A 12,458-nucleotide genomic window follows, 5' to 3' on the forward strand; every position below is an offset into this window, starting at 1 on the left:
GATGAAACGACACTCGACAGATGGGTGGCAGAGTTCTGAAAAATGAAAATGTAGAGAAAGCCGTTCTCATCTACACACGCTTTACCGTTGATTTACAACAATATACATCATTTTGCTCACATCTAAAATGTAGAGATGCCTGCCATTCTGTATAGAGAAATAACCTCTATTTTTGCAACAACGAAACATCAAAAAAGAAATTAATTATGCTAAGAAGTTTTATGTTTATAGGCATACTTTTATGTTGCGGTTATTGCGACCAATTATCAGCTCAGAATGTAAGGCAAATATTGAGAGCCAACGTAAAATGTGCTTCAGATTCTTTACCACTTCCTTATGCAAATGTGGTTTTGTTGGACAGTGATTCACTTTTACTTCGTGGTACTCTAACTGATGACTCAGGAGATTTCAGTATTGACAATTCTGATATGAAAGGGAAACAAATAAGTATTAGTTTTCTCGGGTATGAACCTGTATATATATCGGTTAATTGTTTGCCAAAGACAATCTATCTCAATTCGTCTTCCGTAGCTCTTCAAGAAGTAAGTATTACCGGCCATCGTCAGTATGTAAAAGCTTCACCGGATCGACTGACGGTTTCAATGGATAATAATCCCATAGCCAAATTAGGAACTGCCTATGATGCTCTTCAGCAATTGCCTATGATAGATGGAAGTGGCGGAAGTATTCAAGTGATTGGTAGAGGTACTCCTGAAATATATATAAACAACAGAATGGTAAGAAGCCAGGACGAATTGAAACGCCTGTCATCTGTTGATGTTAAAGATGTTCAGGTTATAACACGACCAGGTTCACGATATGGGGGTAATGTGACTTCTGTTATAATTATCCGTACGCGCAAAAGTTTAGAGGGCCTTAGCGGTACTGTATATGCAAAAGGGCAACGTACGGAAGTTACTTCAGGCAATGCATCTGCTGATTTGAATTATAGTTTTATCAATGGGGTTACATTATTTGGCGGATTTAATTATGCAGACAATGGTTTTAAACAGGATAGAGAATATCATGAGGTTTTTAATGATAACAAGTTATATACTGATTCCTATCAAAATGCTTCGGGACGTACAAATCAATGGAATTTAAATACGGGCCTTTTATTTGACTATGATGACAATTCGGTAGGTTTACGGTATGAAATGGATAAAACACCCACTTCTAAATTTAATTCTAACGGTGAAGAAGTTACAAATGCTTCAACCTATACAGATCTTTTGTCAGACTATCTTTATAATAGCAACTCATATAATCATCATTTCAATGCGTATCTGATTCAAAAAATAGGTAAGGAAACTACATTAAGTATAGATGCCGATTATATTTTTGGCAAAAATACAACTTCCGGTGATTTGAAAGAGACCTCTGATAACTTAAATATTTCTTCAGTTTTTACTGAGAATGAAAGTGACTATAATCTGGCTGCTGGAAAAGCCAATATCAGTGTTCCTTTATGGGGTGGAGCCTTCGACGGTGGAGTACAGTATTCTTTTACCAACAATACACAGAATTTCCATACTCAATCAGAAGGTGAAACACCAGACCTGCAACCGGGTACTGACGAAGAAACGCAACATTTGGGTGCGATATACTTGTCGTATGATCATTCATTAGGAAACAATTGGAAATTGGGAGGTGGTCTTCGTTATGAGATTACTGATTTTACATATTATGCTGATGAGAAACGGGTGGATGCGCAATCAAAGTCTTATCATGACTGGCTTCCTGAAGCACATATTAACTGGCAAAAAGGTTCTTCATCTGTGGGTTTATCATATCAAACCAAAGTAAAGAGACCAAGTTATTCTTTATTGAATACAAACTATACTTATGTATCTCATACTCTGTGGGAAACAGGAAATCCACTGATTCGTTCTTCTCTTACTCATGACCTCTCACTCAGTCTCGGTTGGAAACAATGGATGATGAATATATCTTATCTCCGTAGAGTGCGTTCGATACAGTCTGTATATACATATCAAGAAGACCTGGGTGTTAACGTCCGTGCAGATCAAAATCTACCTGCTTACAATGCATGGCAAATAACTCTTTATAAAGGTTTTGATATAAAGTTTTGGCATCCTTCAATTCAGGGACTCCTTGCTTTGCAAGATTTGAAATATGGAATTGATAAGATGCAGAAATATAATAAGCCTTTATGTAGAATAATCTTGAACAACCGGTTTGATTTGCCTCTTGGCTTTTATCTGTATTTGTCAGGTATTTGGCTTAGTAAAGGACATGACGGCTTATATTATACACATGGTGGAGGTATGCTGAATTTTACGTGCAGCAAAAGTGTGGGAAACTGGAGTTTTAATCTTTCTGCTTCAGATTTTATTAATACATGGCAGCAGAAAAACAGTGTTCATACAAATGGTGTAGCCTATGATTATAGAATCAAAGGTGCCTCACGCGGCATATCCCTTTCTGTAAGTTATCAGTTCAACAAAATCAAACATAAATTCAAAGGTGGTTCTGCTGCGAAAGATGAATTAAACAGATTGTATTAAAAAAATAAAATGGCATATGAAGTGATTATGGTCTATCATCTTCCTATGCCATTTTTTATTGCCATTTTTCTATGTTTGCTTAAAAATTCCATCCGACAGGACATGGCACTCCTAAAGAAGCCAACGCAATGCTTGCAGATATGCCTGTAGAGCCATTCGAGACTTTCCCAGAGGAGTTTCATGTCTGTCAGGAAACGCATATACATGCCCCTCTATACAAAACCAGCCTACCTCGTCCTGCTTCAAAATCTCACCGGTTCTGCATAAATTACAACATTAAGTCTACATAAGTCTACAGAGGTCTACATAAGTCTACAAAGCCTCGGCACATCTTCTTATATTCGCACTGGAAATTTTGATGTTTCCCACCACGGAAACATACGTTTTCCACAAGAGAAACGTATGTCCTCCGTGCGGGAACCCTACGTTTCCGCCTGCGAAAACATAAAAAACAATTACACATATCATCAAAACCATGGAAGCACAATATGATTTTCTTCCCGTACCGGGAACAAAGAACGAAGACAAGAACCCGAAGCTTTATCCGAAACTCGTGACCAGAGGGGCTGTACCCTTCAGTGAAATCATCCGTCAGATAGCCCGTTCTTCCGGATTCAAGGAAGGTACGGTCATCGGGGTGATGGAGGAAGTGGAAAAATGGACGGCTTACTACATCGCTCATGGGGAGTCTGTGGAAATAGGCCACATGGCCTACGCCGTAGCCAACCTGAAAGCGGAAAAAGAAGTAACCGACGAAGGCGAGATACACGCACAAAGTGTCTGCTTTGACAAAGTGAGGTTCCGCACCGCCAAAAGCTTCAACCAGCGATGCCGCGGACCACAGCTCTCGCGGGCCAAAGCTGGATGGAAGTTTCAGCAAAGTTCCGCACGCTACACGGAACAGGAACGACTGAATCTGGTCATGGAATACCTAAAACAGCACCCGTTCATCACACGGACAAAGTACGGAGAACTGACCGGGCTACAGAAGTCGAAGGCCTGGAAAGACCTGAGCAAATGGGTAAAGGAAAAGAAACTGGGCACCCAGGGAAGAGCGCCACACAAAATCTATGTGCTCTTCACCGGACAGCCTATTTCGACAACAGACGGCGGCTCAGGTAGCGCACCGGATACCACACCGACAGAAAGCCTACCGCCAGCACGGTAACAAACACCAGCACCACGTCCTGCCAGTGTACGCTGACCGGATAAGCATCGACAATGAAACTGCCGGAAGCTCCCAGTGAAATCAATCCGAAGGTCTGTTGCAGCCAGCAGAGCAATACGCCCAGTACGATACCTGCCACAGCCCCAATGAACGATATCAGACGCCCCTCGAAGAGGAAGATACGCACAATCTGCCGGTCACTGGCACCTAAGTTGCGCAGAGTGACCACATCGTCACGCTTGTCGATGATGAGCATGGACAGGGAACCAATGACATTGAAACAGGCAATCATCAGAATAAAGGTCAGGAAAAGATAAGAGATAAATTTCTCGATTTTCATGATGCGGAACGTGTCGGCTTGCTGTTCGTAGCGGTCGAGCACGCGGAAGCGTTCACCCAACTGTTTCTCCAACTTGCGTTTGAAGGCATCCACGTCGGTGCCCGGCTTCAGCTTCAGGTTGACGGCACTGACTTCGGTGGTGTACTGAAACAGCTTGCGAGCAAACTGCAAAGAGGTAATAATATAAGACCCATCGTACTTTTCCTGGTTCACGGCAAACACCAGTCCGGAAGAGAACAGATTACCTCCGGTGAAGGAAGCAGCCGGATTGGCCATGTTCACCTTGGCCCCACGCTTGGGGGCATACACCTCCAGCGGGTCAAGGAAACGGATACCGGTGCCCAGATTGGCCAGCAACTGCACGCCGGGAATAGCATAGTCTGCCACCTCGTCGTGAAGCAGCAGGTCTCCTTTTCCAAAAAGGATGGTATCAAGCGGAGTCAGCTCGGTGAAATTATCTTCCATTCCCTTGATGACCGCCATGGCCTGCCGCCCCTGATATTGCACCAGGGCATTGTCTTCCAGCGATTCACACACCAAGGCCACTTCGGGCATCTTCCGGAGGGCCACAATGGACTTGTCCTGTCCGTCGAACACCTTTCCGGCAGCCGGCACTACTTTCAGCTCCGGATCGAAAGCGGTAAAAAGATTCGAAACCAGGTCCTGAAAACCGTTGAACACGGACAAGGTACACACCAAAGCCAGGGTAGCCAACGCCACTCCGCACACTGAAATGCCGGAAATCACATTGATGGCATTGTGCGACTTCTTGGAAAACAAATAACGCCGGGCTATGTAAAAAGGGAAATTCACCGTTATACCTTATTTATATTATGGATAAAATAAAAACCCACAGAAGCTACAGGACCTGCCGCGCACTCTTCTGTGAGTATTTACTCGTATCTTACATGTAATTATTTCTTCAACAATTCGTCAATCTTCTCCGCATAATCCAGCGAATCGTCCACAAAGAACTTCAGTTCCGGAATGATGCGCAACTGATGGCGTACGCGGTTGCCGAGTTCAAAGCGGATGGACTTCATGTTGGCATTGATGTTCTTCACAATCTCTTCACTTCTCTCCGAAGGGAAGACACTCAGATATACACGCGCGTAACTCATATCGGGACTGATGCGGACAATGCTGACCGAAACCAGCACTCCCGGCATAGACTTGGTCTGCAAAAGGAAAATCTCGCTCAGTTCCTTCTGAATGAGGCGGGCAATCTTGTTTTGTCTGGTTGTTTCCATATTACTTTTTTATTTTTTACGTATGATAGTCAGACCGTCGCGCAAGGGCAGGATCACTTTCTCCACCCGTGTATCGGCAGCCACCAGGTCGTTGAACTTCTTGATGCCGATGGTCTGCGTGTCGGTGTGATGCGGCTCCTCGAGCACATGTCCATCCCACAGGGTGTTGTCGACGATGATGTAGCCGCCGGAATGCATTTTCTTTAGAATCATCTCGTAGTATTCCACATAAAAACGCTTGTTCCCGTCGACAAAGGCCAGGTCGAACACAATGTCCATCTCAGGCACCATCTGCAAAGCGTCTCCGATATAGAACCGGATTTTATCGGCATACGGGGAATTTTCCAACCACGGACGGGTGAAGTCTTCCTGCTCGTCATTGATCTCGAAAGTGTGGAGCATGGCTCCGTCCTCCAGACCTTCTGCCAGACAAAGCGCAGAGTATCCGCTGTAAGTACCTATCTCAAGCACCTGCTTCGGACGTATCATCTGCACAAACATCTTCAGCATTCTTCCCTGCAAGTGACCCGAAGCCATACGGGGACGCAGGAGTTTCACGTGCGTCGCCCGGTACAGCGCTTTCAGGTAGTCACTTTCTTCATCGATATGCTGAAGAATGTATTCATCGAGCGCGTCTGTCTCTTCCATGATTACAAGTAACGGTTACGGTTGGGCAACACGTAATCTTCTGCGCTTTTCAGCACGTCGCCCACCTGATTGATTTCAAGGAAGGAAGTATGAGTTCCCTGTTTACCACCGCTCAAGTAAGCCACCATTTCATTTTCTGACAGCACGCCGTCGTTAATCAGCTTGCGCAGGGCAGTGAAGTAGTATTCCTGTCCGTTGGCCTTTTCCGGCATGTAGATAGCTTCCACACCGTATGACAGAGCCAGGTGACGCATGGTCTTTTCCTTGTAGCAGATAGCCAGTACTGGATATTTACCACGGAAAGCAGCCAGGTTACGGGCAGTCAGACCGCTGAAGCTGTCGGTAATGATGGCACGAATCGGCATCAGGTTGGTGGCACGTACCGCCTGTTTAGCCAGGAAGCTGGTTACGTCGGTATTTTCCGGAGTCAAAGGAATTGGAATATCGTTTTCTTCCATCTTGTCTTTTTCAGCCTGGGCTGCAATCTTCGCCATAGTCTTCACGGCTTCTACCGGATACTTACCGTAAGCTGTTTCGCCACTCAGCATCAGGGCATCAGTACGGTAGTAGATGGCATTGGCAATATCGGTTACCTCGGCACGAGTCGGACGCGGGTTGTTAATCATCGTATGCAACATCTGTGTAGCCACGATAACCGGCTTCTTGGCCAGGATACATTTCTTAATCAAGATACGCTGGATACCCGGGATACGTTCCTGCGGCACTTCGATACCCAGGTCACCACGGGCTACCATCACGCCGTCGGCCACTTCCAGGATTTCGTCGATGTTGTCCACACCTTCCTGGTTCTCAATCTTGGCAATAATCTTGATGTCGCTGTGGTGTGCATCCAGAATCTCGCGGATGTCCAACACATCCTGACGGTTGCGCACGAAAGAGTGAGCGATGAAGTCGATGTCCTTTTCGATGGCGTAAAGAATATTGTTGCGGTCTTTTTCTGTCAGTGAAGGCAAGTTGATGCGTACGCCCGGTACGTTCACACTCTTGCGGCTTCCCAATGTGGCATCGTTGCACACTTCACAGAACAGTGTATCTTCGTTCTTGTCAACAACTTCCAGTTCCAGTTCGCCGTCGTCCATCAGCACCTTGGCACCTACAGACAGGTCGTGTACAAATCCCGGATAAGTCACTGCAATGCATTCGTGTGTGGTTTCCTGTTCCGGTTTTCCCACAATACGAACTTTATCACCAGTCTTGAATTCAATCGGGCCTTCTGCACTGGCCGTAGTACGCACTTCCGGTCCTTTGGTGTCCATCAGGATACCGATACGGTTGGAAACGGTACGCACATTATTAATCAACTTTTCGAAACCTTCGCGGCTGGCATGTGCCGTATTCATACGAACCACATTCATACCTGCATTAAAAAGGTCTCTGATAAAATCTACTTCGCAGCGCAAGTCCGAGATGGACGCAACGATCTTTGTTTGTTTAAGCATCATAATAAATATACTATAATTTGTTATTGACTAAAAAGGACTCTACGGCCAGACGATAGGAATCCAGGCCAAAGCCGCAGATAACGCCTACACAGGCGCAGGAAATCATGGATTTGTGACGAAACTCTTCCCGTTTGTGTACATTCGAAATGTGAACCTCCACGACTGGAGTGGTCACCGCACGGATGGCATCCTGAAGAGCGATGGAGGTGTGGGTGTAAGCACCCGCATTCAGCACAATGCCGTCGTACGAAAAACCAATTTCATGAATTTTGTTGATCAGCTCCCCTTCTACATTCGATTGGTAATACGCAAACTCAACCGACGGATACTTTTCTTTCAACTTTTCCAGATAACTTTCAAAAGATTCTGCTCCATAAATGGAAGGCTCCCGTTTGCCTAACAGATTAATGTTCGGGCCATTGATTATTTGTATTTTCATCTGTTTACTTCTGCTGAACTTTTAATACTTTTGTAGAAGAATTTGGCGCAAAGATACGAAAAAGAAATGAAAAAGGCCGATAAAAAAAACATAATAATAAAGTATAAGCAATACTTGAAGCTAGAAAAGTCACTCTCAGCCAATACTGTAGAAGCCTATCTCACGGATCTGGACAAGCTGTTTGCCTTCCTGGAGCTGGAAGGCATCGACTTCAGCAATGTCACCTTGGAAAATCTGGAGACGTTCTCAGCCGGTCTTCGCGACATCGGCATTCATCCCCGCTCACAGGCCCGAATCCTGTCGGGCATCCGCTCCTTTTTCCGTTTTCTGGTGCTCGACGGATACCTTGAACAAGACCCGTCCGAATTGCTGGAATCACCGCAGATAGGCAAACATCTGCCCGATGTGCTGAGCGTAGAAGAAATTGATAACCTGATAGGGGCCATCGACCGCACCTCCCGTGAAGGGCAACGCAACCGAGCCATCTTGGAGACCCTCTACAGCTGCGGACTGCGAGTATCAGAACTGTGCAACCTCAAACTCTCTGATTTGTACCTGAAAGAAAAGTTTATCCGAGTGGAAGGGAAAGGCAGCAAGCAACGGCTGGTACCCATTTCCTCACGCGCCATCCATGAGCTGGAATTATATTTCGCCGACCGAAACCAGGGACTCATCAAGCCAGGCTACGAGGACTTCGTGTTCATCAGCCGGTTCGGAAAGAACATCTCCCGCATCATGGTGTTTCACATCATCAAGGAGCTGGCCGCACAAATCGGACTGAAAAAGGCCATCAGCCCACACACCTTCCGTCACTCATTTGCCACCCATTTGCTAGAAGGAGGAGCCAACCTGCGAGCCATACAATGCATGCTGGGGCATGAAAGCATCGGCACCACGGAAATCTACACCCACCTCGACCGCAGCCGTCTGCGGCAGGAAATCCTAAAACACCACCCGCGTAATTTACATAAAAATGAATAAAATCCCCACTTTTTAAGCTTTTTTCCCAATGATTCTTCAAAAAAAAGCGGATAAAGATTAACACATAAGGGAGTTTTTCTTATCTTTGCCCGCAAATATGAATGGAATTATTCATTTATACAAACTAAATATTTAACATCATGATTAAGAAGTTGTATTTGCCGTTAGTGGCATTGTTAGTCCTTGCTTTCTCTTCATGTAGCAAGATGGGCGAATTGTCCGCTGATTACTTCACAACAAATCCTGAAGTGTTAGAGGCAGTTGGAGGTAAGGTTCCTGTTACTATCACGGGTAAATTCCCTGAAAAGTACTTCAAAAAGAACGCTATCGTTGAAGTTACTCCGGTTTTGAGATGGGATGGCGGCGAAGCTAAAGGTCAGCCAGCTACCTTCCAGGGCGAAAAAGTACAAGGTAACGACCAGACTATTTCTTACAAGACTGGTGGTACTTATACAATGAAAGCCTCTTTCGACTATGTTCCTGAAATGGCTAAATCTGAATTGTACCTTGATTTCAAGATCAAGAAAGGTAAAAAAGAATACACTATTCCTTCTGTAAAGATTGCTGATGGTGTTATCGCTACTTCAGAACTTCCTACTGTAAATTCAGCTAACGCAGCTTTGGCTCCGGATGCATTCCAGCGTATCATCAAACAAGCTAAAGAAGCTCAGATCATGTTCTTGATCCAGCAGGCTAACCTTCGCGCAAGCGAATTGAAGTCAGACAGCTTGAAAGCATTCAACAAACAAGTTGTTACTGTAGCAGGTGATACTAAGAACTACAAGCTGAACAATATCGAAATTTCTGCTTACGCTTCTCCTGATGGTGGTGTAAAACTGAATACTACTTTGGCTGAAGATCGTCAGAACAATACTGAAAAGTATTTGAACAAAGAATTGAAGAAAGGTAAGATCGAAACTACTGTAGATGCTAAATACACTGCTCAGGACTGGGAAGGTTTCCAGGAATTGGTTTCTAAATCAAACATCCAGGATAAAGACCTGATCTTGCGTGTTCTTTCTATGTACAACGATCCAGAACAGCGTGAAACTGAAATCAAGAACATTTCTTCAGTTTACAAGACTTTGGCTGACGAAATCCTGCCGCAGTTGCGTCGTGCTCGCTTGACTGCTAACTACGATGTAATCGGACGTAGCGACGAAGAAATCAACGCTGCATTTGATACTGACGCTAAGGTATTGAGCAACGAAGAATTGCTGTATGCTGCTACTCTGACTAACGACAACGCTCGTAAAGAAGCTATCTACAAGAAAACTGTAGAACTGTATCCGAACGACTATCGTGCTTACAACAACTTGGGTATGATGGCTTACGCTAACGGTGACTTGGCTTCTGCTGAAAACTACTTCAAACAGGCTGCCAGCAAGAACGCTAACGCTGCTGAAGTAAACACTAACCTTGGTTTGATTGAATTGACTAAGGGTAATGTAGCTAACGCTGAAACTTACTTGAGCAAGTCAACAGGTGCTAACACTGCTAACGAAGCTCTGGGTAACTTGTACATCAAACAAGGTCAATATGACCGCGCTGTACAGGCATTCGGTGACACTAAGACTAACTCTGCTGCCTTGGCTCAGATTTTGGCTAAAGACTACAACAAAGCTAAATCTACTCTGTCTGCAGTGAAGAACCCGGATGCTTACACTAACTACCTGATGGCTATTGTGGGTGCAAGAACTAACAACGCTGACTTGGTTAAGAGCAGCATGGACAAAGTAAAACAGCAGGATGCTACTTTGGCTGCTAAAGCTCAGAACGACCGCGAATTTGCAAAATATGCAAACGAAATTAAGTAATCCAATAAATTACAATTCAAAAACCGGAGTCACTTCAAGTGATTCCGGTTTTTTTATGGCTTGACCGGAAAGAATAGGAAAAACATGCAAGATTATAGGATGAAAATATGTATTTTCGCATAAATAAAAATCCGTTTATGAAAAAATTATACTTGCTTCTCTTTTCAGTCTATCTGCTGTTCTGTCTGGATTCCTGTAAACAAAACCAAGAATTTGAGCTGAAAGGCGAACTGGAGGGCATTACTTCCACCATGATTTTAGTGGTCCATGATGACCCGGAAGCCAAGCTGGACACCATCTACCCGAGAGACGGCAAGTTCATTTATACCTTTACTCCTGATACAATAAGCACCTTCCGCCTGGTCAACGATTCAGGAAAAGTAATACCCATTTTTGCCGACAAAGGCTGGCAAGTGTCTCTGAAAGGGGACTTCACTCATCCGGAAATTCAGGGTGACGGTCCCAATAACGAACTCCAGGAATTCCGACAAAGTATTCAGGCCCTCAAAGATCAAACCCAAATCAGACGGCAAGCAGAAACATTCATTCAAAATCATCCGGAATCGTATGCCTCTGCCTATATCTTATGGCAATATTTCAGCCAGACCGACCAACCTGACCTGACACTCATTGCTAAACTGGCTGAACCTCTGAGCGGAAAAGTAAAAGACTGCAGAATACTCAATGAAGTACTACAGAAAATACCCGACAAAGAAAAAAGCGGTACTACCTATTTGAACTACATTTCGGTGAAGAAAAGAAACGGAGAGTACCTGTCATGGAGCGGTAGCAATCAGAAGCAATATTCTCTGCTTAATTTCTGGGCCAGCTGGGACAAGGAAAGCCTGACCCTCAAAGATTCCTTGTATGCCTTAAGCCAACGGTCACTCAAAAAAGATTTCAGAGTTATCAACTTTTCTTTAGATTACCAAAAGACAGAATGGCTAAAAAATACAGAAAAAGACAACGAACAATGGATTGAAATCTGCGACTACAAAGGATGGAATACCCCAGCCTTGAAACAACTGCAGGTAAGAAATATCCCATTCAATGTCCTGGTTGACCGTAACCGGAAAATCTTGGGACGTAACCTTTACGGAAAGGAACTGGAAGAAAAACTGAAGACCTTGATGGCAGAAAGCAAAGAACAAAAATAATACGCCTTTTAAAATAACCTTAAATGCTAGTAAAACTCTTTGGAGCTGCGGTACAAGGAATAGATGCAACCATCGTCACCATTGAAGTAAATTGTTCCCGCGGCATAAAATTTTATTTAGTGGGTCTCCCCGACTCTGCCGTAAAAGAGAGTCATGAACGAATTGTATCCGCCTTACAAGTGAACGGATACAAATTTCCGACACGGCAGATTGTGGTCAATATGGCACCGGCAGACATCCGGAAAGAAGGAGCTTCGTACGACCTTCCACTGGCCATCGGCATTCTGGCGGCCAATGAGACTATCTCGGCCAAGCACCTGGCAGATTATCTGATTATTGGAGAGCTGAGCCTGGACGGCAGCCTGCAACCCATCAAAGGGGCCCTTCCCATTGCCATTGCTGCCCGCCAACAAGGATTTAAAGGTATCATTCTGCCACAACAGAATGCTTCGGAGGCAGCGGTCGTAAACAACCTGGCCGTCTATGGCGTGGAACGAATTACAGAAGTAATCGATTTTCTGAACGGTACGCGCACCTTACAACCCACCATTGTACACACCCGAGAAGAATTCTATAAACATCAGTCTACTTTTCCGTTCGATTTTGCTGAAGTAAAAGGACAGGAGAATGTGAAACGAGCCCTTGAAGTGGCTGCTGCCGGTGGCCA

At 44.6% G+C, this 12,458-nt stretch carries 11 protein-coding genes; 6 read left to right on the forward strand and 5 right to left on the reverse strand.

The window, feature by feature from the left end; all coding sequences use genetic code 11:
* Positions 1 to 206: 206 nt before the first annotated feature.
* Positions 207 to 2,528 (forward strand): outer membrane beta-barrel protein, encoded by a 2,322-nt coding sequence (locus tag RDP42_RS11915; protein ID WP_308763860.1) that lies wholly within the window; start codon positions 207 to 209, stop codon positions 2,526 to 2,528.
* A 475-nt stretch (positions 2,529 to 3,003) separates the two neighbouring features.
* Positions 3,004 to 3,696, forward strand: a complete 693-nt coding sequence (locus RDP42_RS11925; RefSeq protein ID WP_308763861.1) for a hypothetical protein — start codon at positions 3,004 to 3,006, stop codon at positions 3,694 to 3,696.
* On the opposite strand, the gene RDP42_RS11930 is transcribed toward RDP42_RS11925, so the two are convergent.
* The 5 genes from RDP42_RS11930 to aroQ all read right to left on the reverse strand — a co-directional run bounded on the left by RDP42_RS11930 (position 3,620) and on the right by aroQ (position 7,836).
* Positions 3,620 to 4,849, reverse strand: a complete 1,230-nt coding sequence (locus tag RDP42_RS11930; RefSeq protein ID WP_308763862.1) for an FtsX-like permease family protein — start codon at positions 4,847 to 4,849, stop codon at positions 3,620 to 3,622. The genes RDP42_RS11925 and RDP42_RS11930 overlap by 77 nt on opposite strands.
* A 101-nt stretch (positions 4,850 to 4,950) precedes the next feature.
* Complete coding sequence (rbfA, locus tag RDP42_RS11935) at positions 4,951 to 5,286, reverse strand: 30S ribosome-binding factor RbfA (protein WP_022053011.1); 336 nt, start codon at positions 5,284 to 5,286, stop codon at positions 4,951 to 4,953.
* A 9-nt stretch (positions 5,287 to 5,295) separates the two neighbouring features.
* Positions 5,296 to 5,934 carry a class I SAM-dependent methyltransferase gene (locus tag RDP42_RS11940; protein ID WP_308763863.1) on the reverse strand — a complete coding sequence of 213 codons (639 nt, stop codon included), beginning with the start codon at positions 5,932 to 5,934 and terminating at the stop codon, positions 5,296 to 5,298.
* A 2-nt stretch (positions 5,935 to 5,936) separates the two neighbouring features.
* Positions 5,937 to 7,397, reverse strand: coding sequence for a pyruvate kinase (gene pyk, locus RDP42_RS11945; RefSeq protein ID WP_303915216.1), 1,461 nt, complete (start codon positions 7,395 to 7,397; stop codon positions 5,937 to 5,939).
* 10 nt (positions 7,398 to 7,407) lie between these two features.
* A complete protein-coding gene (aroQ, locus tag RDP42_RS11950) occupies positions 7,408 to 7,836 on the reverse strand; it encodes a type II 3-dehydroquinate dehydratase (RefSeq protein ID WP_204474505.1) in 429 nt (142 codons plus the stop codon).
* A 66-nt stretch (positions 7,837 to 7,902) separates the two neighbouring features.
* Here aroQ and xerD point away from each other — a divergent pair, with 66 nt between their 5' ends.
* The 4 genes from xerD to RDP42_RS11970 form a co-directional block, all read left to right on the forward strand.
* Entirely contained in the window at positions 7,903 to 8,817 is a 915-nt protein-coding gene (gene xerD, locus RDP42_RS11955) for a site-specific tyrosine recombinase XerD (protein ID WP_308763864.1), read from the forward strand.
* A gap of 140 nt (positions 8,818 to 8,957) precedes the next feature.
* Entirely contained in the window at positions 8,958 to 10,634 is a 1,677-nt protein-coding gene (locus RDP42_RS11960; RefSeq protein WP_308763865.1) for a tetratricopeptide repeat protein, read from the forward strand.
* 137 nt (positions 10,635 to 10,771) lie between these two features.
* On the forward strand, positions 10,772 to 11,791 hold the full coding sequence (locus RDP42_RS11965) for a thioredoxin-like domain-containing protein (RefSeq protein WP_308763866.1): 1,020 nt from the start codon (positions 10,772 to 10,774) through the stop codon (positions 11,789 to 11,791).
* 23 nt (positions 11,792 to 11,814) lie between these two features.
* Positions 11,815 to 12,458 (forward strand): magnesium chelatase domain-containing protein (locus RDP42_RS11970; protein WP_308763867.1); only part of this gene is annotated, 644 nt, incomplete at its 3' end.

The sequence above is a fragment of the uncultured Bacteroides sp. genome, assembly GCF_902472605.1.
Lineage (GTDB): Bacteria > Bacteroidota > Bacteroidia > Bacteroidales > Bacteroidaceae > Phocaeicola.